Raw genomic sequence first — 23,650 nt, 5'->3', positions numbered from 1 at the left:
ACCCCAGCCCTCTCCCCGGAGGGGAGAGGGAGCCGGTTCTGCGCAGGATGAAGATTGAGCGAACGAAGCTTGCCTTTGCTTCCTCTCCCCTCCGGGGAGAGGGTTGGGGTGAGGGGCCGCTCCAGCGACAAAGCAACGAGCGAGGTCTGCTTTTGCTCCCTCTCCCCTGCGGGGAGAGGGTCGGGGTGAGAGGCCGGTCTGGCGAAAAATCTTCAGGGAGCGAGTTTTCAAGGATGAAGCGCATGAACGTGGACCGGGCACGCGGGCTGCGCACAGGCATGACCGATGCCGAGCAGGCGCTGTGGTATCGCCTGAGAAAGCGCCAACTGGATGGCTGCAAGTTCCGTCGACAGCATGGGATCGACCGTTACGTCGTCGATTTCGTTTGCACCGAGCGGCGGCTGGTCGTGGAGCTCGATGGCGGCCAGCACCTCGAACAGCAGGAATATGACGACGCACGCACGCGTTACCTCCAGGACAAGGGCTACCGCGTGCTGCGTTTCTGGAACAATGACGTATTGATGAACATCGAGAGCGTGCTTGAGGCAGTGATGGAGGCTTTGGCGAGCCCCGGCCCCTCACCCCAACCCTCTCCCCGGAGGGGAGAGGGAGCTCGCACGACGGAGAGCTAAACGAGTGACGACAATTAATCCGCGGCTGACCCACAGCTTCCGCTTCGTGCGTGCCACCTACGCCGACGGCGTCGCCGAACTGGCCTACGCCTTCGACCAGGGCGAGGAAATGGTCGAGCGCATCCGCTTCCCGGAGGCACCGGCAATCCCGGCCCACCGCCAGCAGGCCTTCGATGCCGCGCTCAGGCTGCTGCACCTGATCGCCGGCGTGAGCTACTACAAGGCCGGCGTGCCGCCGAAGATCGAGGCCGAGCCGCTGGACGACGAAACGGCCGACCTGCTCGACGCGCTCTATCTGCACGGCCTGGCCGAGTTCGCCTACCGCAACGGACTGGACCTGCGCGGGCGCATCGCCTTTCCTCGACTTGCTCCCTCTTCCCCGTCCCCTGTCGAAGATGGGGGAGAGGGTCGGGATGAGGGGACGCTCTCGCGGGGAGCCCCCGCTCTGGACCTGCCCAAGCGCACCCTCGTCCCCATCGGCGGCGGCAAGGACTCGCTGGTCGCGGTGGAAGCGATCAAGTCGATCGGCGGCCAGGCCACCGCGGTGTGGGTGGGCAACTCGCCATTGATCGCCGCCTGCGCCGAGCGCACCGGCCTGCCCACGCTCAACATCCAGCGCGAGCTTTCGCCCGTGCTGTTCGAGCTCAACCGCCTGGGCGCGTGGAACGGTCACATCCCGGTGACCGCGGTGAACTCGGCCATCCTGGCGCTGGCGGCGATCCTCTACGGCTACGACTCGGTCGCCTTCGCCAACGAGCGCTCGGCCTCGGCCGCCACGCTGGAGTACGAAGGCCAGCAGGTGAACCACCAGTGGAGCAAGGGCTTCGCCTTCGAGGCCATGCTGTCGAACTGGCTGCACACCCACGTGGCCGCGGACCTGGATTACTGCTCGCTGCTGCGGCCGTACTCGGAACTGGCGATCACCCGCGCCTTCGCGCGCCTGACGCCGTACTTCGACGCGTTCTCCAGTTGCAACCGCAACTTCCGCATCCTCGGGCCCAAGCCGGCGGACCGCTGGTGCGGGCAATGCCCGAAGTGCCATTTCGTGTTCCTGGCGCTGGCGCCGTTCTGTCCGAAGCCGCGGCTGCTGTCGATCTTCGGCCGCAATCTGCTGGACGACGAAAGCCAGGCGGCCGGCTTCGACGCGCTGCTGGAATACCAGGACCACAAGCCATTCGAATGCGTCGGCGAGGGCGCCGAGGCGCGCGCAGCGATGTACGCGTTGAGCCAGCGGCCGGAATGGCAGGAGGACGCGCTGGTCGCGCGCTTCATCCGCGAGATCCTGCCGCAGCTCGATGCCGCGCAACTGGCGCTGGAGCCCTGGCTCGTGCCGTCCAGCGAGCACCGCGTACCTGCCCGCCTGCAGCGCGCGCTGGAGGCGATCGGCTGATGCGCATCGCCGAACTGGCCGGCCAGCGCGTCGCCATCTGGGGTTTCGGCCGCGAGGGCAGGGCGGCGATCGCCGCGCTGCGCGCGCGGCTGCCGCAACTGCCGCTGACGCTGTTCTGCGGCGCCGCGGAAGTGGCCGCGGCGCAGGCGTTCGATCCTGCCTTGCGGGTGCGCGGCGAGGAGCCCGACGCCGCCGCCCTGGGCGGCTTCGACGTGGTGGTGAAGTCGCCCGGCATCTCGGCCTACAAGCCGGCGCTGCTTGCCGCGCAGGCCGGCGGCACGCGCTTCACCTCCGGCACCGCGCTGTGGTTCGCCGAGCAGCCGCAGGCGCCGGTGGTGGCGGTCACCGGCACCAAGGGCAAGAGCACCACCACGGCGCTGATCGCGCACCTGGCGCGCGCGCTGGGCGTGCGCACCGCATTGGCGGGCAACATCGGCCTGCCGTTGCTGGAACTGCTCGACGCGCAGGCGCAGCTGTGGGCGGTGGAACTGTCCAGCTTCCAGACTGGCGAGGCCGGCCCGCTGCCGCTGGGCGTGATCACCAGCCTGTACGAGGAACACCTCGACTGGCACGGCTCGCGCGAGCGCTACGTGGCCGACAAGCTGAAGCTGGCCGCCGTCGCGCGCACGCTGCTGGTCAACGGCACGCAGGAGGCGTTGCTCGAGCGCACGGCGGCGCACCCGCAGCGCCTGCTGTTCGGCGTGCGCGACGGCTGGCACGTGCGGGACGGTTTCATCCGGCGTGGCGACGAGCGTGTCTTTGCCGAGGCGGACCTGCCGGTGCCGGGCGGGCATAACGCCCTCAACGCCTGCGCCGCGCTGGCCGCGCTGGAGGCGATGGGCCACGACGCGCGCGCCGCGGCGCCGGCGCTCGCGCGCTTCCATGCCTTGCCGCACCGGTTGCAGCCGCTGGGCGAGCGCGAGGGTCGGCACTGGATCAACGATTCGATCAGCACCACGCCGCAGGCCACGCTGGCGGCGCTGGCCAGTCTGGCCGGGCGCGAGGTGACGGTGATCGTGGGCGGACACGACCGCGGGCTGGACTGGTCGGGATTCGTCGAGGCGGTGAGCGATCAGGCCGATCTCGCCATCGTGGCGCAGGGCGCCAACGGACCGCGCATTGCGGCGGCGCTGCGCGAGGCGCAGGCCGTAGGGGATGTCACGCTGGTGGCGACGCTGGCCGAGGCGGTGGAACGGGCGCGGGCGCTGACGCCGGCGGGCGGCGTGGTCCTGTTGTCGCCCGGCGCGCCCAGCTTCGACCAGTTCCATGACTATGCCGACCGCGGCCGGCATTTTGCCGAGCTGGCCGGTTTCGATGGACAGGCGATCAGCGGGATCGAGGGCCTGGGCGTCGCCTGAGCACGAGCCGCACGTGCGCGGCCCTCGACCTGCGTCGGGGCGCCTGCCTCGAGTCATCGGTTCCAAAAAAGACGCGCCGCCGCCGGCGGGCTCCAGGCAGGTAGCTACCGGAGCCTGCTGGCGGACGGACGCGATGGCAGCGCGGGCGGTTGTGCGCACACCTGCCGCATCGCCGCCACGGCCGGGCAGCCCGATGGCCGCCGGCCCGTAGTCGCGAGGCTAGCCCTCGGACTCCTTGCCCTTGTTCACCAGGTCGCGCACGCGATGGCCGCCCTTGGTGCCCAGTTCGGAATATCCCTCGGGACCCAACTCCTCCTTGCGCGCTTCACCGCCCTTCTTGCCGAGCGCCGAATAGCCTTCCGGGCCGAGCTGTTCCTTGCGGGTCTCGCCGCCCTTCTTGCCCATTTCCGAGTAGCCCTCGGGGCCCAGCTGTTCCTTGCGGATCTCGCCGCCCTTCTGGCCGGCCTCGCGCACGCTCATGTCGCCGGAATTCTTGTTGCTTGCCATGTCGCACCTCGTCTTAGCAGTGGTCTGGAAAAGAACCCGCGGGTTCTCAATGCTTCTTGTGCCCGGCCTGCTTGCCTTCGTGGACCAGTTCGCTGACGCGCTGGCCGCCTTTCTCGCCGAGCTTCTGGTAACCCTCGTGGCCCAGTTCGTCCTTGCGCGCCTCGCCGCCCTTGCGGCCGGCTTCGCGGACGGACATGTCGCCCTTGTCGTGGGTCTGTCTGGTCATGGATGTTTCCTGGAATGCCGCGGCTACTCGATCTGGCCGTAGCCTTTCATCACTTCCTGCGGACCGCCGTAGTGGTCGCCGGGAAGCTTGCGGATCGTCTGCATCACCTCGTCGGGGGCGTCGTTGCGACGCGCGGCTTCGATGAGGTCCTGCTTGTCGGCCGGGTAGTCCACGCCGGACAGGTACTTCTGCACGTTGGCCGGCGAATCGCCTCCTAAACCTCGTGTCATGTCGTACCTCCGCGGCTACTCGCCGCCCTCGGACTCTTTGCCCTTGTTGATCAGGTCACGCACGCGCTCGCCGCCCTTGGTGCCCAGTTCGGAATAGCCTTCCGGCCCCAGTTGCTGCTTGCGGGTCTCGCCGCCCTCGCGGCCGATCTCGCTCATCGCGTTCGGGCCACGCTGCTCGCGCAGCGCCTCGACGCCCTGGTGGCCGAGGTCCGAATAACCCTCCGGTCCCAATTGCTCCTTGCGGACTTCGCCGCCCTTCTGGCCGGCTTCGCGCACGCTCATGTCGCCGCTGCCGGGTGTCTGGTTGTTGCGATCGGTTGCCATGTGATTCTCCGGTTGTGTTGTCAGGGGAAGCCCGTCGCGCGGGCAAGACATGGGTTGCAACCCGTATGCCAGTGCGCAGGGCACCGCACCACGCGATCGGACGGTTCGGACGCTCGCGGCGGGCGTGTAATTTGCGCGTGCCCGTGGAAAGAACTGCCGGCCCCGCGGACGCCTGCCTGCGATCAGTCGCCCTCGCTCTGCTTGCCCTTGTTGATCAGGTCACGGACGCGGTGGCCGCCCTTGGTGCCCAGCTCCGAGTAACCCTCGGGGCCCAGCTCTTCCTTGCGCGCTTCGCCACCCTTCTTGCCGATGGCCGAATAGCCCTCGGGGCCCAGTTGTTCCTTGCGGATCTCGCCGCCTTTCTGGCCGGCTTCGCGGACGGTCATGTCGCCCTTGTCGCTGCCCTGGTTCTTCATGGTTGTCTCCTTTGTCGGTGTGGGGAAAGTTGCTGCGCTCGCCGAGCTGCGGATCAGTGACGGCGGCCGCCACGGTCCTCCGCCTCATGGCCCTTCTCGACCAGCTCGCGTTCGCGCTGGCCACCCTTGTGGCCGCCCATCTGGCCGGCCTCGCGGACGCTCATGTCGCCCTTGTCGCCGCCATGGGCCTGCCTGGCGTTCTGCTGGTTGCGATCGTTCTGCTGCTTCTGGCTCATCTGTTGGCTCCAGTGATGGATCGTGGGACCGGACCCGTCCTCAGTGCCGCGTGCGCTGTTCGGCCCGGCGGCCGGCGCTGACCAGTTCACGCACGCGCTGCCCGCCCTTGCGGCCGGCTTCGCGGACGGTGGTGCTGCCACGGCCGTTCGCGCGCGACGAGGCATCGCTGGCGTGTCGCCGGCTGGCCTGGTCGTAGGTGGAGGACTGTTGCCGAGTCATGCTCATCTCCGTGGTTGCTCACCCGGCCACACGTGCCGGGCACCCAGGGGGACTGCAACAGCGGTGCCAGAAGACAAACCGGTTCGCCATGCGCTCCGCGCTGCTCAGCGCAGAGCGCATGCTGAAAATTTGCGCGGGGTGCGGAAAGAACTACAGGCACGCCAGGCGGCTGGCTGGCTGTGCGATGGGGTGGGCTTGGCACCCGGTGTGTCGGGCAGCGCTTGCCGCGGGGACGAGTCGCTGTCGTCAGGAAGCGCGGATCGCGGCATGCGGCGGCACGCATGGATGGGCGCGTGCCGCCATCACCGTGGCGGGCGGCGACGCCGGCGGGCGCTCAGCGCTCCAGGCGGTAGTTGAGGCTCGCGCGGCTGAACTCGGTGGCGTTCTGCATCTCGAGGTTCCAGCGCTGGCTGAGGCGGTAGCGCAGGGTGATCACCTGGCCGGGTTCGAACAGCCCCACGCCGTAGCTCAGGTACAGCCGCGGCGAGAGGTACTTGCCGACGGTGAAGGCCGACTCGCCGCCCAGCGCCTCGTTGCTCGACACGCCGATCTCGTCGATGCCCAGCCGGCTGCCGATGCTCTTGGCGAGCAGGTCGCCGGCCGCCGAGCCCAGCGCCTGCGCGGCGGCCCCGACCATGTTGCCCTCGCCGCCGCTGACCTGCGACAGCGGCTTGCCGGTGATCAGGTAGGACAGTGCGTCGGACTGTTCCATCGGCGGATTGGAGAACACCGTGAGGATCGGCCGCTGCGCGGTGCCGCTGATCAGCAGGCCGACCTCCTGGCCTTCGTCGATCGTCGCGTTGGGGTTGAGGCTGCGCGCCGCGCGGATGTCCAGGCCGGGGTTGTCGATCGGCGTGCCGGCGAACAGCAGCTTGCCGGCCTCGATGTTCAGGTCCTGGCCGTAGGCCTTGTAGGTGCCGCTCACTGCGATCTGCCCCTCGCCGCGGGTGGCGCGGCCGGGTTGCTCGATCACCGTGAGCGTGCCGGCGAGGCGGCCATCCAGGCCCTTGCCCTTGAGGTGCGTGCGGCGGCCCAGGTCGACCTTCACCTGTGCACTGATCGGCAATTGCGCGCCGGCCTGTTCCTGTTCGCGCTCGTCGACCACCACCACGTCGGGCGAGGCCTTGGTCGCGCCACCGCCGGGCAGGCGATCCAGGTTCACGTCGGCGCTGCCCAGCGCCACCGCGCCGGTGATATGCACGCCCTGGGCGTCGCGCTGCACGCGCAGGTCGGGGGCCAGCACCACTTTCGCGGCCGGGATGTCGGCGACGGTGACGTCCTGGCCGGTGAGCGTGATCGCGGTGGGCGCCTGCGCGGTGAGGCCGTAGCTGCCGCCGATCGCGAGCGTGCCCTTGCCCGAGCGCACGTGGCCGTCGAGTTCCAGGTGCTGCGCGTCGGGCGCGCGCAGCACGAGCGCGCCGTCGGCAAGCTTCAGGCCGAATGCCGGCACTTCGGCGGCGAAGCCGTCGACCGTGGCCTGGCCGGTGACCGCCGGTTGCGCCAGCGTGCCGGCGAAGCCGAAGCGGCCGTCGAGCCGGCCCTTGACGTTGGCCAGTTCGCTGGTGAGCAGCTCGAGCGGGGCGAGGCTGTCGAGCTTGAGGGTGAGTTCGCCGCCGAGCGCCTGCGCGTTGCCGTCGACGGTCACGCGGCCGTCCAGGCGACCGTCGCCGTTGAGCGCGGCGTGCGCCTCGGCCTGCTGGTGGCCGGGCGTCAGGTTGGCGTCGACGGTGAAGTCCTTCCATGCCAGCAGCGGCTGCTGCGCCTGCTGCGTGTAGGTGACCGAGCCCTGGTCGGAGGCCAGCGTGGCCTGGCCGCTCAGCGCGCCCGCGGCGCTGCGCTTGAGCGTGCCCTGGCCATGCAGGCTGCCGTCGGCGCGCATCGGCAGGTCGGCATAGCCGGCGGCGTTGAGCAGCAGCGCCAGCGGCAACGCACGCAGGCGGTAGCTGGCGGCGAGGTTGCCGGCCTTGTCCTGGTTGCCCTGCACGCACAGCAGCGGGTCGCCGGCGGTGAGGCACAGTTCCGACAGCGCCAGTGCGCCCTGGTCGTAGTCCAGCGTGGCCGGCGCCTGCAGGCGCCAGCGCGGCAGGCCCTGCGGTTCGAGTTCCAGCGTGTCCAGCGTGCCGCGCCAATGTGCCTTCTGCTTCAAGCCGCCGTGCAGCGCCAGCGTGGCGGAGAGCTGGCGGCCATGGGCATCGAGCGTCAGCCGGTGCGCCGCCTCGGTGCCGTCGGCATGCAGCGCGAGCGTGTCGAAGGCCAGGCCGCCGAGCCAGGCATCGCGCGCGTCGAGTTCGACGTTGCCGCCGGGACGGCTGATGTCCGGCACGTGGGCCTCAAGGTCCAGCCGCCCGAGGCGCTGCGTGCCATAGGCGAGCGTGCGCCCATGCACGTCGCCGTCGACGCCGAGCGCGGGCGGCAGGCCGGTGACGTGGAGCTTGGCTTCGAGCTGGCCGCCGGCATCGGGCAGCCAGTCGGCCAGCGTGGCGACGGCGAGCTGCACCTGCACGTCGTTGCGTGCGCCGGGTTTCGCCTGGACCGACACGGTGCTGCCGCCGGAGGCGAGCGAGAGCGTACCGTCCACCACCTGGTTGGGCGCCAGGTGGAGCTTGCCGCTGCCCTTGACGGTGCGCCCGCGCAGGCGGCCGTCGAGCCGGGCGAGGTCGAGCGTGGCGTCGGGATGGCCGGAGGGCAGGGTGCCGCGGGTCTGCAACTGCGCATCCAGCGAGCCGGTCCAACCGGCAAACAACTGGCCCGGGTCGAAGTCCTCGGCGTCGGCCGCCAGCTCCCAGCCGAAGGCGGGCTGCAGGGTGAGCGTGCCCTGTGCGTGCAGGTGACCCTGCGGCTGCCTGATGTCGAAGGTCTGCAGGGCCACCTGGCGTGGCGTGCCGTCGAGGTTCACCGCCAGTTGCGCGAGCTTGCCCGGCGGACCGATGGCGATGCCGCCCTCGGCGTGGAACTGCTCGGCACTGCCGCGTACGTCGAGATCGCCATGGCTGGCCAGCGCCTGGCCGGCCAGCTCGGCCGGCAGTTCCAGGTCTTGCCAGGCGAGGTGCAGGTCGCCGGCGATGGGCTTGGCATCCAGCCGGACCTGGCCGTGCGCCTCGAGCCGTCCCTTGATCTGCGGCGAGGTGAGCGCCAGCGTCTGCAACGTCAGCAGCGAGCGGTCGTCGTTGAGCTGCGCGCGCAGCGGCGCGAGCTGCAGTCGCCATTGGTCGAGGTCGACGCTGCCGGTGAGCGTGCCGCCGTGGCGGTCGCCATTGCCCTTGAGATCCAGCCCGAGGCTTTGCAGCGTGCCCTCGCCCAGCAGTGGCGCGGGGTCGAAGCGCGGCGCGCTGAGCGCGGCGGTCCAGGGCCAGCTGCCGCCCTGCTGTAGCGTGAGCTGCAGTTTCGCCGCCATCGGCCGGCTGAGCGCAAGGTCGAGCCGCGCGTGGGTGCCGTCGCTGCGTGCCTGCAACTGGCCGGCGTAGGTGGTGTCGCCCACGGTCCAGGCGAAGCTGGCCTGGCCGTCGCCCTGGTAGGTGTCGCCGATGGCCACGGTGCCGCGCGCGTCGGCGTGGCCTTGCGGCGAGCGCAGGCGCAGCGTGCGTATCGCCGCGCCCTGGTCGTCCCAGCGGCCGGCGAGGTCGAGGCTGTCGGCGGTGAACAGCGGCTGGCCGCCCTGGCGGATGACGACGTCACCGACGTGCGCCTGGTCGAGCTGGATGGCCAGCGGCGGCTTGAGCGAGAGCGGCCCGCTGCCTGGCTCGCTGGGTGCGGGCGGTGGAAGGGCGACGGCCACGCCCTGCACGTCGAGCATGTCGACGTGCAGGCGCTTGCCGAGCAGCGGCCACAGGCGCAGGTCCAGCTTCGCGCGGGCGATGCGCACGTCGAGCCCTTTGCCGTCGGCGTAGCGCAGGCCCTCGAGCTCCAGCGGACCGGCCAGGCTGCCGCGGGCCTGCCGCACGCTCAGCGCGCCGTCGGTGAAGCCGCTGGCGCGGGCCAGCGCGAAGTCCAGGCCGGCGTTGCTGCCGAGCAACCACCACAGGCCCAGCGCCAGCAGCAGGAGCAGGACCAGCACGGCGACGCCGATGCGCCTGAGCCACTTCATGCGCGCCGTCCCGCGTCGCCGCAGCCCCGCACCACCGAATCCTTCCCCCGCTTGCGGGGGAAGGTGCCGACAGGCGGAAGGGGGGCTTCGGTACTACGGAGCAGGAGATCCGCGAGCACTCGAGCCGTCCCCGCAGGCTTCCCCCATCCGCCCTGCGGGCACCTTCCCCCGCACGCGGGGGAAGGCTCGATGTCATGCATGGCGGATAACGGATGGATGCGCATCACAGGTCCGGTCCTATCACCACGTGCAACTGGATCCCGTGCGCGTGGTCGTCGCGGATCGGCGTGCCCACGTCCACGCGGATCATTCCCACCGGCGAGAGCCAACGCACGCCCAGGCCGGCGCCGATGCGCGGCCGGTAATCGGTGCCGTCGAAGGCGTTGCCGGCATCGACGAAGGCGGCCATGCCCCAGTTGCGGGTGAAGTAGTGCTCCACCTCGGTGCTGGCCACCAGCAGGTTGCGGCCGCCGATCACGCGGTCGAAGCTGTTGCGCGGACCGATCGCCTGGTAGCCGTAGCCGCGTACGGAACGGTCGCCGCCGGCGAAGAAGCGCAACTGCGGCGGCAGCGCGCTGAAGTCGCCGGTGGAGGTGATGCCGGCGCTGGCGCGCAGGATCAGGCGGTCGCGCCGGGTGAAGGCGTCGATCCACTTGGCATCGGCGGCGAGCTGGCTGAAGCGCGTGCTCGACAGCAGCGCGCCGGCGGTGCTGCGCGCGTACACGCTGAGCGACCAGCCGTGCCGCACGAAGGTCGGATTGTCGCCGTGCTTCTTCGACAGCGAAACCTCGCCGAACACCAGCTTGCTGCGGCCGTGCTCGATGCCGGGCGCATTGTCCGGCTCGTTGCCGCGCTTGCCCACGGTGAAGGTGCCGATCAGCGCGTGCGCGCCCACGGTGCGCGTCCAGCCGTGCCACAGCTCGGTCTCGTTGCCGACCAGCTCCAGCGTGCGCGACTGCGAGGTGACCGTGTCGGCGTCGCGGAAGTTGGCGCCGAAGTTGAGGCTGCGTTCGTTGCTGCCCGGCAGCGGGATCGTGTAGAGCGTGGACAGCGTCTTCAGCCGCTGCGCCAGCACCAGCTCGTTCTTCCACTTGTGTCCGCGGCTGTTGACCCAGCGCCGTTCCAGGCCCAGCCGGATGCCGGCACCGGTATCGGTGCCGAAGAACGGCCCGCCGGTGTAGACGCTGCGCTTGGCCGGCTGCAGCTGCACCTGCACGTCGACCGTGCGGCTGGCGTCGTCGACGTCGGGCAGCACGTTCACCACCGAGAAGTAGTCGGCGCCGTTGAGTGCCTGCTGCAGGCGCAGCAGGTCGGCCTGGTCGAAGTACTCGCCGCGGTCGAACGGCACGTAGCGGTCGAGGAAGCCGGGATCGAACTGCGAACCCTTGAAGTCGACCTTGCCGAAGCGGTAGCGCGGCCCGGCCTGCCAGGCCAGCTCCACCACCGCGCTGTGGTCGGCGCGGGTCACCGCCACCTTGTGGGTGATCAGCTTGGCGCCGAGGAAACCGCTGGCGGTCAGCGCGGCACTGACGTCGTCACGCGCCTTCTCGTAGGCGCCGTGGTCGAGCACGGCACCCTTCAGCCGCTCGACGGCGCGCTCGGCGCGGCGGATCGGTGCGATCTTCAGCGCCGCCTCGTCCAGCTTCACGCGCACCTCGGTGATGCGCACCGGCTCGCCCGGCTTGACCGTCAGCGTGACCTGCCAGTCGTCCGCGCCGGCCTGGCGGAGCGTGCCCTGCACGCTGGCCTCGTAGTAGCCGTAGGGCTCCAGCGCCGCGCGCACCTCGTCCGGGGCTTCGTCGTACAGGCGGCGGATCTGCGCCTCGCTGACCGGCCGGTTGGCGTATTGCGACATCTCCACGCCGGACTGCACGGCAGCCTTCAGCGGGTCGTCCACGCCCTTGACCGTCAGCCGCACGCCGGCCTGTGCGGCCAGCGGCAGCAGCAGGAACAGCGCGGTCAGGCATCGGAGGGGGCGCATGCGTCGGGGAACGTCCCTGTGCGGGGGCCGGCGGGCGTGTCAGCTTAGCGGCGTGGATGTTTCCGCGGCATAAACGGGTGCGCTTTCGGGCGCCCGACACTCGAGCACAGCCGCATTTGATTTTGTTGACGGGGCAAGCCCCGTCAACCGACCTTGTCGCCCGCCCTGTGCGCGATCCAGGCGCCGACCACGGCGGAGAAGTACGGGATCGACTGCGCGGCCAGGATGAACATCCACAGCGTGCCCTCGATGTAGCGCGTACCGAAGGCATGCGCCATGCCGATGATGCACACCACCAGTGCGCAGGCCATCAGCAGTTCCTCGCGCACCGGGGCGAAGGCGGCGAAGCTCGACTCGCCCAGGCGCCGGCTCTTGGCGGTCACCACGAAGGCGGTCTTCTCGCGGGTCAGGCCATGCAGGATGCCGCGCGCGATCGCGTGGCTCAGGCCCATGCTGGCCACCGAAGCCATCAGCGTGTCGTACCAGCCGCAGGGCACGCGCGCGCGGTAGAGCACGATGCCGAAGATCGCCTTGGCGAAGAAGAAGCCGATCACCGGGATCAGGAACAGCTGCATCGGCAGGCTGAAGTACTGCGGATAGGCCACCATGCCGGCGGTCCAGAACAGCGCCATCAGGGTAAAGATCAGGTGCAGTGCGTCGGCGAACCAGCTGAACCAGCCGGTGAGGAAGTGGAAGCGCTGGCCGAGCGAGAGCGGACCCTTGCTGGTCATCCAGTCCCAGCGCCCTTTCAGGATCTGCATGGCGCCGAACGCCCAGCGGTAGCGCTGGCTCTTGTAGGCCTTGAAGTCGGCCGGGGTGAGGCCCTTGCCCATCAGCTCGTCGACGTAGACCAGCTCGTAGCCCGCGTGCATCAGGCGCAGGCCGAGCTCGGCGTCCTCGCAGATGGTCCATTCCGACCAGCCGCCGGTGCCCTCCAGTGCCGAGCGGCGGACCATGGTCATGGTGCCGTGCTGGATGATCGCGTTGCGCTCGTTGCGGTGGTGCATGCCGATGCGGAAGAAGCCGTCGAACTCCCACGCGGTCATGCGGCGGAAACGGTTGTGCTCGAAATCGCGATGCGCCTGCGGGCACTGCACCACGGCCACCTTCGGGTCGTGGAAGTAGCCGGTGAGGGTGGCCAGCCAGTCCTCGCGCACCACATAGTCGGCGTCGATCACCGACACCACTTCGGCGCGCGGGTCGGTTTCCTTCAGGCCGAAGTTGAGCGCGCCGGCCTTGAAGCCCGGCCACGGTTCCAGGTGGAAGAAGCGGAAGCGCTTGCCGAGCTGCTCGCAATACGCCTGCACCGGCTTCCACACGTCCGGGTTCTTGGTGTTGTTGTCGATCACCAGGACTTCGAAGTTCTCGTAGTCCAGCAGCGCCAGCGAGTCGAGCGTGGCGATCACCATCTCCGGCGGCTCGTTGTAGCAGGCCAGGTGGATGGAGACGAACGGCTGCTTGTCCGGCCGGTCGGGCTTGAGCATGCCGGCATGGCGCTGCCAGCGCCGGCGCCAGAGCACCTCGGTGAACTCGAAGCCGTTGATCAGCAGGATCGCCAGGATCGCGATCTGCGCCGGGAACAGGAGGACCAGCATGGTCCAGTCGACCCAGCTCAGGTAGAAGTTGAAGGGCAGCGTGGCCGACCACACCACCAGGCCGCAGGCGAGCTGGATCAGCAGGCAGAAGAACAGCCGGCCCATCAGCTTGAAGCGCTTGAACTTGCGCGCGAACCAGATCATCGGGATCAGCGCGAGCAGGCTCGCCGCCAGCGCCTTCCACGGCCAGGCCGTGTCCTCGGTGACCGGGCCGGTGAAGGGGAACTTCAGTTGCCGGTCGGCGTTGAAGGTGCCCCAGTAGGCGCCGGTGCGGCCCTCGCCCAGGTTCTCCTTCCATGGCTGGTCGAAGGCTTCCAGCAGGTAGTAGTCGATGTTGCGCGCCTTGGCCGCGTTCAACCAGTCGCGGATGAAGATCGCCTCGTTGGAGATCGACGGATCGGCGTATTCGTGGCGGTCGCCGTTGGATGGCCAGCCAATCTCGCCCACCACCACCGGCTTGTCCGGATACATCCGCACGATGTTCTGGTAGGCGCCGAGCGCCGCGTCCACGGCATCCTTGCGCGCGATACCGTTCCAGAACGGGAACAGATGGATGGTGATGAAATCGACGTGCTGGGCGAGCTCGGGATACTTGATCCAGATGTAGTCGGGCTCGGCGATCGAGACCGGCTGCCGGATCGCCGCGCGGGCGCGGTCGAGGTAGGCCTCCATCTGCTGCACGGTCAGGTCGCCGCGGAACAGCACTTCGTTGCCGACGATCACCCGATGGATGGTTTCCGGGTAGCGCCGCGCCAGCGCGATCAACGCATCGAGCTCCTTCTCGTTGTTGATCAGGCGCGTGTCGATGTTGGCGCCGGCCATCACCTTCAGCCCTTCCTTCTCGGCCAGGCGGTAGACCTGCGGGTTCTCCAGCGTGGAGTAGGTGCGGATGCGCGGGGTGTAGCGGCGCAGGAGCTTGAGGTCCGCGTCGATTTCCTCGTCGGACGGGAAATCCTGCTTGAGCGGGTTCTGGTAGCGCTGGAACACCGATACCGAGTAGCCGCTGATCGGCCCGTGGAAGTCCTCCGGGCCATGCGGGCGGTTGCCCCACCACCACAGTCCGATGTTCAGGGCCGCCACGATCAGCGCGAGCAGGATGGCCGCAAGCAGCGGGAACCGGCTGTCGTGTCTGGCTGCTGTGGCGCTCAAAAACGTTCCCCGTCGGACGCCTCCATGTGAGGCCAATCAAGCCCGCGGAGCTTAACGACCCGGGGGGAATGGCTCAATAAAGGCCGCGCGGGGTGGTCAGCGCGAGGTCAGCCGTCGGATCTCGCAGGGAGGGCTTGAGCCCACACCGCAAGGTCTCCGCGATTAGGGGAAGGGTGGGCCGAAGCCCGCCCTGCATCCCGGGGCGTGTCGCTTACCTGAGCAGCGAGCGCAGCATCCAGGCGGTCTTCTCGTGCTCTTTCAGCCGGCCGGTGAGCATGTCGGCCGTGCCTTCGTCGCCGCCGTCCTGGGCCACCTTGATGGCGCCGCGCGCGGTGTGGGCGGCGATCTCGTGGCCCTCGACCAGCTGGCCGACCATGTCCTTCCACTCCGGCACGCCCGCTTCCTCCTTGATCGAGGTGAGCTTGGCGAACTGGCTGTAGGAGCCGGGCGCGAACACGTCCAGGGTGCGGATGCGCTCGGCGATCTCGTCGGCGGCCAGCCACAGTTCGTTGTACTGGGTCTCGAACATGGCGTGCAGGCTGTTGAACTGCGGGCCGGTGACGTTCCAGTGGAAGCTGTGCGTCTTCAGGTACAGCGAGTAGGTGTCGGCGAGCAGCTTGGAGAGCTGGGTGGCGATGGTCTGGCGGTCCTGCGGGGCGATACCGATATTGGTCATGGCGGTCCCTCCTTGTGGGTACCGGTGCAAGGTACCGGCTGCCGTGTCCCGCGTGAAATGAATCGTTCCGATGGGCCCCATAGCCTGCGGCTATCATGTGCGGTCCCATGAACGACACCTCTCCCGCCGCGCCCCCCGAAGCCCGCCTGCGCACGCTGCGCGAGGCGCTCGCGGGCGTGTCCAGCCGCGACTTCGGACGCCTGCTGGGGCGCTGGCGCGGGCTCTCGCGGCAGCCGGACGCGCGCCGGCTCGATGCGCTGGCGGCCGACATCGCCGCCTCCGCGGCGAAACGCCAGGCGCGCGCCGCGGCCAAGCCGGCGATCCGCCTGGACGAATCGCTGCCGATCAGCGCCCGTGCCGAGGAGATCGTCGAGCTGATCCGCAAGCACCCGGTGGTGGTGATCGCCGGCGAGACCGGTTCGGGCAAGACCACCCAGTTGCCCAAGCTGTGCCTGGCCGCCGGCCGCGGCGAGGCGGGCATGATCGGCTGCACCCAGCCGCGCCGGCTGGCCGCGCGTTCGGTGGCGCGGCGAGTGGCGGAGGAACTGGGCACGCCGCTGGGCGAGCAGGTGGGTTTCCAGGTGCGCTTCAGCGACCAGGTATCGGAGCGCACGCTGGTCAAGTTCATGACCGACGGCATCCTGCTGGCCGAGACGCAGGGCGATCCGTGGCTCTCGTCCTACGACACCCTGATCATCGACGAAGCGCACGAGCGCAGCCTCAACATCGATTTTTTGCTGGGCTACCTCAAGCGGCTCGCGGCCAGGCGGCCGGAGCTCAAGATCATCGTCACCTCGGCGACCATCGACACCGCCCGCTTCGCCGAGCATTTCGGCGACGCGCCGGTGGTGTCGGTGGAGGGCCGTGCCTATCCGGTCGAGGTGCGCTGGCGTCCCGCCGACGCTGCCGCAGCGCCGCCGGCGCGCGACCGCGGGCCGCACGGCCGCGGCGCGTCCGAGCGGGTGCAGCAGGGCAGCGCCGAACACCTCGGCCTGGTGCTCGACGAAATCATGGCCGACCGCAGCCTGGGCGGGGCCCCAAGCGACGTGCTCGTGTTCCTGCCCGGCGAACGCGAGATCCGCGACGCGCACCTGCTGCTCTCGCGCCGCCAGTACCGCGAGACCGAGGTGCTGCCGCTGTACGCGCGCCTGTCGGCCGCCGACCAGGACCGCGTGTTCAAGCCCGGCCCGAAGCGGCGCATCGTGCTGGCCACCAACGTGGCCGAGACCTCGCTCACCGTGCCGCGTATCCGCTACGTGGTCGACACCGGCAGCGCTCGGGTGATGCGCTACAGCCAGCGCAGCCAGCTCGAGCGGCTGCATGTCGAGCCCATCGCGCAGGCCGCCGCCGACCAGCGCAAGGGCCGCTGCGGACGCATCGGGCCGGGCATCTGCTACCGCCTGTACGACGAGGCGGATTTCGAGAGCCGCCCGCGCTACACCGATCCGGAACTGCTGCGCTCGTCGCTGGCCAACGTGATCCTGCGGATGCTCTCGCTGAAGCTCGGCGAGGTCGATGAGTTCCCGTTCCTGGAGGCGCCGGACCCGCGCATGGTCGCGGACGGGTACCGCCGGCTGGCGGAGATCTCCGCGATCGACGAGCGCCGGCAGCTCACTGCGATCGGCCGCCAGCTCGCGCGGCTGCCGATCGACGTGCAACTGGCGCGCATGCTGGTGGAGGCGCACGAGCGCCAGGCCTTGCGCGAGCTGCTGGTGATCGTCGCGTTCCTTTCGATCCAGGACCCGCGCGAGCGGCCCGCCGATGCGCGCCAGCAGGCCGATGCGGCGCATGCGGCGTTCGCCGATCCGAAGTCCGATTTCGTCGGCGTGCTCAATCTGTGGCGCGAATACACGAAGGCGCACGAGGAGCTCACGCAGTCGAAGCTGCGCGACTGGTGCGGGCGGCATTTCCTCTCGTTCCTGCGCATGCGCGAGTGGCGCGAGCTGCACCGGCAGTTGTTGCTGGTGGTGGCGGAGCTGGGGTGGAAGCTGGACGCCAGCGAAAAGTCGACTCCCTCTCCCTTGCGGGGAGAGGGTTGGGGTGAGGGGGCACGCCCGCGAGAGATTCCAAGCGGAGGAGAAAAGGTGCGCGCTTCGCGCAGCGAAGCGCAAGGGCTTCGTCGCGCCAGGAAGGTTCAAGGCGAGCCCCGGCCCCTCACCCCAGCCGTCTCCCCACAGGGGAGAGGGAGCAAGAGTCCGGCGGTGGCTGAAGATGCCGCAAGCCCCGAGCTCTACGAGGCCATCCACCGCTCATTGCTCGCCGGCCTGCCCACCCAGGTCGGCCACAAGGACGAGAAGGGCGTCTACCGCTCCACCCGCGAGCGCCGCTTCCAGGTTTTCCCGGGCTCGGCGCTGGCCAAGGTTCCACCGGCCTGGGTCTTCGCCGCGCAGATTCTCGACGTCGGCGGTCGCGTGTGGGGCATGAGCTGCGCCCGCGTCGAGCCGTTGTGGATCGAGCAGCAGGCCGCGCACCTGGTGAAGGCGAGCTGCCGCGACGCGCACTGGTCGCGCAAGCGCGGCACCGTGGTCGCCTACGAGCAGGTCGGCCTGTTCGGGCTGACCCTGGTCGAGCGCCGGCCGGTGACCTTCCAGAAGCAGGATCCGGCCCTGGCGCATGCGATTTTCCTGCGCGAGGCACTGGCGCGCGGCGATCTGGACGCGCGCGCCGATTTCGTGCGCGCCAACCAGCGCGTGCTGGCGCAGGCGCACGAGATCGAAGCCAAGCAGCGCCGCGAGGGCCTCGTTCGCAGTGAGCAGGAACTGGCCGGGTTCTTCGAGGGCAAGCTGCCGGAAGACGTGGCCAGCACACGTGCGCTCGACACCTGGTACAGCCGCGCACGTCCGGCCGAGCAGGCCGCGCTGCGCTGGTCGCTGGACGAGGTGATGGCCGGCGGCGCGGGGCTCGATCCGAAGGCTTTCCCGGCCACGCTGGATATCCCGCCGCAGCGCTACAAGCTCGAGTACCGCTTCGTTCCCGGCGACGAGGCCGACGGCGTCACCCTGCAACTGCCGCTGGCGATGCTCAACGCGCTGCCGTCTGCGCGTTGCGAATGGCTGGTGCCGGGCCTGCTCGCCGACAAGGTGGCCGAGCTGATCCGCGGCCTGCCCAAGGCCTTGCGGCGCAACTTCGTGCCGGCGCCGGATTTCGCCCGCGCCTTCGTCGAGGCCGAGGCCCCGCGCGACCAGCCGCTGGTCGACGCGCTCGCCGCGTTCCTCCGGCGCACGACCGGCGTGGAGGCGCCGCCCGCGGAATTCGCTGCGATGGAACTGCCGCCGCATTTGAAGATGCGCTTCCGCCTGCACGACGAGCGCGGCAAGACCCTGGCCGCCGGTCGCGACCTCGCCGCCATGCGTGGCCAGTGGGAAGGCCAGGCGCGCGAGGCCTTCTCGCGCAAGACCGACGTGGAACTGACCCGCGAGGACGTCAGTCGCTGGGACTTCGAGGAAATTCCCGCGCAGGTGCGTTCCGAAGGCGGCCTCGCCGCGTTTCCGGCGCTGGTGGACCTGGGCGAGACGGTCGCGCTGCGCGTGTTCGAGCGCAGCGACGAGGCGCGCGCCGCGCACGTCAGGGGCGTCGAGCGCCTGCTGCGCAACGCCCTTGCCAGCGAGATGAAGCAGGCCCGCCGGCGCCTGCCGATCGCCAACGCGCTGTCGCTCAAGTACGCGCCGCTGGGCAGCGTGGAGTCGCTGCGCGAGGACCTGGTCGAGGGCGGCTTCACCGACCTGCTCGCGACGCACGACCTCGACGCACGCACCGCGGGCCAGTTCGAGGCGCTGCGCGCGGCGCTGGCGCGCGAGCTGTTCGGCGCCGCGGTCGAGCGCCTGAAGCTGGTCGAGCCGGCCATCGAGGCGCAGGCGGAGCTCAAGCCCTGGCTGGAACCGCCGCTGATCGGCTTCGCCCGCGCCAGCTACGACGACCTGCGCGAGCAGCTCGAGGCGCTGCTCGCCTCCGGCTTCGCCCGCGAGCTGCCGACCGCGCGGCTGGCGCATTACCCGCGCTACCTCAAGGCGATGCGCCTGCGCGCCGAACGCCTGCGCCAGGATCCGGCCAAGGACCAGCAGCGCATGCTGCAGGTGCTGCCGTACTGGCGCGAATACCTGCGGCACCGCGCCGGCGGCGTCGAAGGCCTGGACGAGTTGCGCTGGCTGATCGAGGAATGGCGCGTGTCGCTGTTCGCGCAGGAGCTGAAGACCGCCGAGCCGGTCTCCGCCAAGCGCCTGGCGCGCGCGCTCGAAGCATTGGGGTGATGGACTCGTCGCCGGATCGAATGCCGCGCTTCGTCCTCCCCCATCCGCCCTTCGGGCACCTTCCCCCGCAAGCGGGGGAAGGACATGTCGGCATGGGATCTTCCCCCTGCCGCACGGGTGGAGGCCCGACACGCGGGTAGATGTCCGGAAGGCGAAGAGCCGGATGTCTCGGCACTGGTCCTTCCCCCCGCAAGCGGGGGAAGGACGTGTCGGCATGGGATCTTTCCCCTGCCGCACGAGTGGAGGCCCGGCGCGCGGGTAGATGTTCGGAAGGCGAAGAGCCGGATGTCTCGGCACCGGTCCTTCCCCCGCCACGCGGGGGAAGGTGCCCGAAGGGCGGATGGGGGCGAACTTGCGGGAAGCCCAACACTGCCCCCGTGCGGTCTTCGCATCCGCTTCTTCTAGAATGTCGCTTCCCATGTCCCAGCCCGCCCACCCCGCATCGACACGCCTCGCCGCATGGCAGGAACGCGCCGCTGCCTCGCCCCCGCTGGCCGCCGCGCTGGCGGCCGGCACCCCGGCGAACGAAGGCGAGTGCGCGGACACGCTGGACCTGCTCGCGATGCTCGGCTGCGACGCGCAGACCCAGGCCGCGGCGGTGTGGTTCGAGCTGGCCCTGCGCGATCCGCAGGCATGGACCGTGCACGTACAGGCGCTGCCGCCGGAGCTGCAACGCCTGGTCGAAGGCCAGCTCGCCGCGCAGAAAGTCTGGGCCCTGCACGCGCAGCGCGAGACCGGCACTTCCGAGGGCCTGCGCCGGCTGCTGCTGGCGATCATCCGCGACCTGCGCGTGGTGTTCGTGCTGCTCGCGCGCCAACTGGCGAAGATGCGTGGCGCGGCGGCGCGGCCGGAGGCCGAACGCATGGCGCTGGCCCGGCTCACCCGCGACATCCACGCGCCGCTGGCCAACCGGCTGGGCATCTGGCAGCTCAAGTGGGAGCTGGAGGACCTGGCCTTCCGCTATTTGCAGCCGGACACGTACAAGCGCATCGCGCGCCTGCTCGACGAGCGTCGCGCCGACCGCGAGGCGTTCATCGCCCAGGTGCTGTCCGAGCTCGGCGCGGCGCTCGAGGCCGCCGGCATCAAGGCCGACCTGGCCGGCCGTCCGAAGCACATCTATTCCATCTGGAAGAAGATGCAGCGCAAGGGGCTGGAATTCGCCGACCTGTACGACATCCGCGCGGTGCGCATCCTGGTCGACAGCGTGGCCGACTGCTACGGCGCGCTCGGCGTCGTGCACGCGCAGTGGCAGCACCTGCCGCGCGAGTTCGACGACTACCTGGCGCGTCCCAAGGGCAACGGCTACCGCTCGCTGCACACCGCGGTGATCGGACCTGCGGGCAAGACGCTGGAGGTGCAGATCCGCACCCACGCCATGCACCGCGACAACGAGCTGGGCGTCGCCGCGCACTGGCGCTACAAGGAAGGCGGCGGCGCCGACGCGGAGTTCGAGGCCAAGATCGCCTGGATGCGCAAGCTGCTCGAGCCGCGCGCCGACGAGGACGTCGCGGCAGGGTTGCGCACCGAGCTGATGGAAGACCGCGTCTACCTGCTCACGCCCAAGGGCGAGGTGTTCGATCTTCCGCACGGCGCGACGGTGCTGGATTTCGCCTACTACGTGCATACCGAGGTGGGCCACCGCTGCCGCGGCGCCAAGGTCAACGGGCGCATCGTGCCGCTGACCCACCAGCCGCACAGCGGCGACCGCGTGGAAATCATCACCGCCAAGAACGCCGAGCCGAGCCGCGACTGGCTGTCGCCGCACCACGGCTACCTCAACACCAGCCGCGCGCGCGAGAAGGCGCGCGGCTGGTTCCGCCGCATCGCCTACGACGCCAACCTGGCCGCCGGCCGCGCGCTGCTCGAGCGCGAGCTGAAGCGCCTGGCGCTGCCGGCGGCCGACCTGACGAAACTTCCTGCGCACTTCCACCTCAAGACCCACGACGAGCTCCTGGTCGCGCTCGCCCTCGGCGAGGTCAGCGGCGGCCAGATCGCGCGCGTGCTGCAGGAGGCCGCGCAGCCGGTGGAACCGGCGCCGCCGCCGGCACAGCCGGTGGCGCGGCACGTCGCGCCCGACCACGGCGCCTTGCGCATCGAGGGCGTCGGCAACCTGCTCACGGTGCTGGCGCGCTGCTGCCAGCCGCTGCCCGGCGACAGCGTGCGCGGCTTCATCACCAAGGGTCGCGGCGTGTCGGTGCATCGCGCCGACTGCGCCAGCCTGGCGCGGCTGGCAAGGCGCGATCCGGACCGCGTCATCGAGGTGGAGTGGGGCAGGGCGTCGGCGCAGTCCTACCAGGTCGACATCGAACTGCGCGGCTACGACCGCAAGGGCTTGCAGAAGGACGTCACCAACCTGATCAGCAACGTCGGCACGCCGATCGTGGCCTCCTCCAGCCGCGTGGACGGGCGCACCGGCGAGGTGGAGATGCGTTTCACCTTGCGCGTGCGCGACTTCGAGCAGCTTTCCGGCCTGCTGGGCAAGCTGGTGGCGCTGCCGAACGTGGTGGAGGCGCGCCGCGTCAGCGCAAGCTGAATGCAAAGACTTCACCGGCCGGCGCGCGAAGTACGCGATGCTAAGCTGGATGCGTTGCCAGGACAGCTTTGGACCATGAGCGGACGCAGAGACCAAAACGGCCGGGACGGGCGCGCCGAACCCACGCTGGGCGATCTGGGCGACCTGGACGCGCCGCGCCATCCGCGCGCGGACGACCCGGACGACCGCCTGCCGCGCATCGACTTCGAGGCACCGCGGCGCGCGCCGCCGGGGCGCCATCGCCGCCTGCGCCTGCGCAGTTGGCACATGCTGGTGATCGTGCTCGCGCTGATCCTCGCCGGCGGCGCGTGGATGCTGTACCAGTACCAGAACAGCCTGCGCGAGATGGTCCCGCGCACCGAGCTCAACGACGTGCTCAGCCGCGCCGACAAGGCCCTGCAGGACGGCCGCCTGGACGGCACCGACGGCACCAGCGCGCGCGAGCTGTACCAGGCCGCGCGTGCGCTCGAACCGGACAACGACCGCGCCCGCGACGGCCTGCACCAGGTCGGCATGGCCGAACTCTCGCGCGCCGACACCGCCTACCGCGCCGGCCGCCTGGACGAGGCGCAGCGCGAGCTCGCCGTCGCCCGCGAACTGCTCGGCGGCGGCACCGACGTGGACCGGCTCGGTCGCATGATCGAACAGACGCGCGGCGCCGCCGAACCGGCCGATGGCCTGGTGGACCAGGCGCAGCAGGCGCTTGCCGCGGGCAAGCTCACCGGCGCGGACGGCGCCGGCACGCTGTACCAGCGCATGCTCGCCGCCGATCCGGACAACGCCGTCGCCAGGCACGGGCTGGACCAGGTCGGTGCCGCCCTCGCCAACCAGGCGCGCGCCGCGCTTGCCCACGACGATCCGAACGCCGCCTCCACCACCATCGACCAGCTCGCTGCGCTGCTGCCCACCTACGGCGACCTGCCGGCGCTGCGCGCCGCGCTCGCGCAGGCGCAACAGAAGGATGACGGCGCGCTGCTGGAAGCCATTTCGCAAGGCCAGCAGGCGCTGCGCGACGGCCGCATCAGCGGCGCCGGCGACGACACCGCGCTGGCGCATTTCCAGGCTGCGCTGAAGTTGGACCCGGAGAATCCGCAGGCGCGCGCCGGCCTGGGCCAGGTCGCCCAGGCCCTGGTGGTGCAGGCCAACGCGGCGCTCGATGCCGGCGACACGGAGCAGGCCTCCGGCCTGCTCGACCAGGCCGAAGCGCTCGCGCCCAAGTCGGCCGACCTCGCCGCGGCGCGCGCGCGGTTGCGCACCACGCTCGCGCAGGCCAAGCCGGTTCCTGCGCAAAAGCCCGCACCCGCCACGGCGCCGCCGCAGCAGTCCGCGCCACAGCCTTCCACGGCGCCGCCGCCGGCGCCGCAAGCCGAACCGCCCCCGCCGCCTCCGCCGCCCCTGAGCGCCGACCAGATCGAGCAGGTCGCCGAGCTGGTGCGGCAGGCCCGCAGCGCCGCCTCGCAGGGGCAGATCATGCTGCCGCCGGGCGAGAGCGCCTACGACCTGTACCGCAATGCGCTGGCCATCGACGGCAACAACCAGGCCGCGCTGCAGGGTCTGGAAGACCTGCCCAACCTGGTCGTGCAGCAGTTCAACCAGGCGTTGTCCGGCGGCAGGCTGGACAAGGCCGGCGAGCTGCTCGGCGCGCTCGGCGACCTTTCACCCGGCGATTCCAACGCCAGCGTGCTGCGCACCCGGCTGGTCGACGCCTGGCTCGACCAGGCCGAGCAGCAGCTCGATCGCGGCGACCGCGCCAATGCCGCGCAGTCGATCGCGCAGGCGCGCAAGCTCGCACCGTACCAGCCGCGCGTGACCGAACTCTCGCTGCGCCTGCAGTCAGGCCGCTGAG

General features: G+C 70.3%; 17 protein-coding genes. 6 read left to right on the top strand and 11 right to left on the bottom strand.

The window, feature by feature from the left end:
- Positions 1-242 precede the first annotated feature (242 nt).
- The 3 genes from AAIL17_RS16015 to murD are packed head-to-tail and all read left to right on the top strand — an operon-like array spanning position 243 to position 3,380.
- Entirely contained in the window at positions 243-632 is a 390-nt protein-coding gene (locus tag AAIL17_RS16015; protein WP_424683856.1) for an endonuclease domain-containing protein, read from the top strand.
- A 13-nt stretch (positions 633-645) separates the two neighbouring features.
- Entirely contained in the window at positions 646-2,022 is a 1,377-nt protein-coding gene (gene murL / locus AAIL17_RS16010; protein ID WP_424683859.1) for a UDP-N-acetyl-alpha-D-muramoyl-L-alanyl-L-glutamate epimerase, read from the top strand.
- Positions 2,022-3,380, top strand: coding sequence for a UDP-N-acetylmuramoyl-L-alanine--D-glutamate ligase (gene murD / locus AAIL17_RS16005; protein ID WP_424683855.1), 1,359 nt, complete (start codon positions 2,022-2,024; stop codon positions 3,378-3,380). The genes murL and murD overlap by 1 nt, the downstream gene beginning before the upstream one ends.
- 219 nt (positions 3,381-3,599) lie before the next feature.
- Here the strand turns inward: murD and AAIL17_RS16000 are convergent, their stop codons facing one another.
- The 11 genes from AAIL17_RS16000 to AAIL17_RS15950 all read right to left on the bottom strand — a co-directional run bounded on the left by AAIL17_RS16000 (position 3,600) and on the right by AAIL17_RS15950 (position 15,024).
- A complete protein-coding gene (locus AAIL17_RS16000; RefSeq protein WP_424683854.1) occupies positions 3,600-3,887 on the bottom strand; it encodes a KGG domain-containing protein in 288 nt (95 codons plus the stop codon).
- Between the two features lie 46 nt (positions 3,888-3,933).
- Complete coding sequence (locus AAIL17_RS15995; protein ID WP_424683853.1) at positions 3,934-4,113, bottom strand: hypothetical protein; 180 nt, start codon at positions 4,111-4,113, stop codon at positions 3,934-3,936.
- Positions 4,114-4,136: 23 nt separating this feature from the next.
- Positions 4,137-4,343, bottom strand: coding sequence for a DUF2795 domain-containing protein (locus AAIL17_RS15990; RefSeq protein ID WP_424683852.1), 207 nt, complete (start codon positions 4,341-4,343; stop codon positions 4,137-4,139).
- A 15-nt stretch (positions 4,344-4,358) separates the two neighbouring features.
- A complete protein-coding gene (locus AAIL17_RS15985) occupies positions 4,359-4,667 on the bottom strand; it encodes a hypothetical protein (RefSeq protein WP_424683851.1) in 309 nt (102 codons plus the stop codon).
- 182 nt (positions 4,668-4,849) lie between these two features.
- Positions 4,850-5,083, bottom strand: a complete 234-nt coding sequence (locus AAIL17_RS15980) for a KGG domain-containing protein (RefSeq protein WP_424683850.1) — start codon at positions 5,081-5,083, stop codon at positions 4,850-4,852.
- Between the two features lie 53 nt (positions 5,084-5,136).
- Positions 5,137-5,319: a hypothetical protein gene (locus tag AAIL17_RS15975; RefSeq protein WP_424683849.1), complete on the bottom strand. Its 183-nt coding sequence runs from the start codon at positions 5,317-5,319 to the stop codon at positions 5,137-5,139.
- Positions 5,320-5,359: 40 nt separating this feature from the next.
- Positions 5,360-5,539, bottom strand: coding sequence for a hypothetical protein (locus tag AAIL17_RS15970; RefSeq protein WP_424683848.1), 180 nt, complete (start codon positions 5,537-5,539; stop codon positions 5,360-5,362).
- Between the two features lie 334 nt (positions 5,540-5,873).
- On the bottom strand, positions 5,874-9,623 hold the full coding sequence (locus AAIL17_RS15965) for a translocation/assembly module TamB domain-containing protein (protein ID WP_424683847.1): 3,750 nt from the start codon (positions 9,621-9,623) through the stop codon (positions 5,874-5,876).
- Positions 9,624-9,846: 223 nt separating this feature from the next.
- Entirely contained in the window at positions 9,847-11,604 is a 1,758-nt protein-coding gene (locus tag AAIL17_RS15960; RefSeq protein WP_424683846.1) for an autotransporter assembly complex protein TamA, read from the bottom strand.
- Between the two features lie 143 nt (positions 11,605-11,747).
- Entirely contained in the window at positions 11,748-14,348 is a 2,601-nt protein-coding gene (locus AAIL17_RS15955; protein WP_424683845.1) for a glycosyltransferase family 2 protein, read from the bottom strand.
- 211 nt (positions 14,349-14,559) lie between these two features.
- Positions 14,560-15,024, bottom strand: a complete 465-nt coding sequence (locus AAIL17_RS15950; RefSeq protein ID WP_424683844.1) for a Dps family protein — start codon at positions 15,022-15,024, stop codon at positions 14,560-14,562.
- A 95-nt stretch (positions 15,025-15,119) separates the two neighbouring features.
- Here AAIL17_RS15950 and hrpA point away from each other — a divergent pair, with 95 nt between their 5' ends.
- The 3 genes from hrpA (at position 15,120) to AAIL17_RS15935 (ending at position 23,649) form a co-directional block, all read left to right on the top strand.
- Entirely contained in the window at positions 15,120-19,271 is a 4,152-nt protein-coding gene (gene hrpA, locus AAIL17_RS15945) for an ATP-dependent RNA helicase HrpA (protein WP_424683843.1), read from the top strand.
- Positions 19,272-19,689: 418 nt separating this feature from the next.
- Positions 19,690-21,804, top strand: coding sequence for a bifunctional (p)ppGpp synthetase/guanosine-3',5'-bis(diphosphate) 3'-pyrophosphohydrolase (locus AAIL17_RS15940; protein WP_424683842.1), 2,115 nt, complete (start codon positions 19,690-19,692; stop codon positions 21,802-21,804).
- Between the two features lie 75 nt (positions 21,805-21,879).
- Positions 21,880-23,649 carry a hypothetical protein gene (locus tag AAIL17_RS15935; protein ID WP_424683841.1) on the top strand — a complete coding sequence of 590 codons (1,770 nt, stop codon included), beginning with the start codon at positions 21,880-21,882 and terminating at the stop codon, positions 23,647-23,649.
- The last annotated feature ends 1 nt before the right edge of the window (position 23,650 follow it).

The sequence above is a fragment of the Frateuria sp. YIM B11624 genome, assembly GCF_049727805.1.
GTDB lineage: Bacteria > Pseudomonadota > Gammaproteobacteria > Xanthomonadales > Rhodanobacteraceae > Frateuria_A.
The sequence above is the reverse complement of the archived record's forward strand: the minus strand, read 5'-3'. Positions and strand labels throughout refer to the sequence as shown.

Bases quoted from the DNA above. Each gene is read 5' to 3' on its own strand.
- AAIL17_RS16015 (WP_424683856.1), top strand. From the start codon at position 243: ATGAACGTGGACCGGGCACGCGGGCTGCGCACAGGCATGACCGATGCC.
- murD (WP_424683855.1), top strand. From the start codon at position 2,022: ATGCGCATCGCCGAACTGGCCGGCCAGCGCGTCGCCATCTGGGGTTTC.
- AAIL17_RS16000 (WP_424683854.1), bottom strand. From the start codon at position 3,887: ATGGCAAGCAACAAGAATTCCGGCGACATGAGCGTGCGCGAGGCCGGC.
- AAIL17_RS15995 (WP_424683853.1), bottom strand. From the start codon at position 4,113: ATGACCAGACAGACCCACGACAAGGGCGACATGTCCGTCCGCGAAGCC.
- AAIL17_RS15990 (WP_424683852.1), bottom strand. From the start codon at position 4,343: ATGACACGAGGTTTAGGAGGCGATTCGCCGGCCAACGTGCAGAAGTAC.
- AAIL17_RS15985 (WP_424683851.1), bottom strand. From the start codon at position 4,667: ATGGCAACCGATCGCAACAACCAGACACCCGGCAGCGGCGACATGAGC.
- AAIL17_RS15980 (WP_424683850.1), bottom strand. From the start codon at position 5,083: ATGAAGAACCAGGGCAGCGACAAGGGCGACATGACCGTCCGCGAAGCC.
- AAIL17_RS15975 (WP_424683849.1), bottom strand. From the start codon at position 5,319: ATGAGCCAGAAGCAGCAGAACGATCGCAACCAGCAGAACGCCAGGCAG.
- AAIL17_RS15970 (WP_424683848.1), bottom strand. From the start codon at position 5,539: ATGACTCGGCAACAGTCCTCCACCTACGACCAGGCCAGCCGGCGACAC.
- AAIL17_RS15965 (WP_424683847.1), bottom strand. From the start codon at position 9,623: ATGAAGTGGCTCAGGCGCATCGGCGTCGCCGTGCTGGTCCTGCTCCTG.
- AAIL17_RS15960 (WP_424683846.1), bottom strand. From the start codon at position 11,604: ATGCGCCCCCTCCGATGCCTGACCGCGCTGTTCCTGCTGCTGCCGCTG.
- AAIL17_RS15950 (WP_424683844.1), bottom strand. From the start codon at position 15,024: ATGACCAATATCGGTATCGCCCCGCAGGACCGCCAGACCATCGCCACC.
- hrpA (WP_424683843.1), top strand. From the start codon at position 15,120: ATGTGCGGTCCCATGAACGACACCTCTCCCGCCGCGCCCCCCGAAGCC.
- AAIL17_RS15940 (WP_424683842.1), top strand. From the start codon at position 19,690: ATGTCCCAGCCCGCCCACCCCGCATCGACACGCCTCGCCGCATGGCAG.
- AAIL17_RS15935 (WP_424683841.1), top strand. From the start codon at position 21,880: ATGAGCGGACGCAGAGACCAAAACGGCCGGGACGGGCGCGCCGAACCC.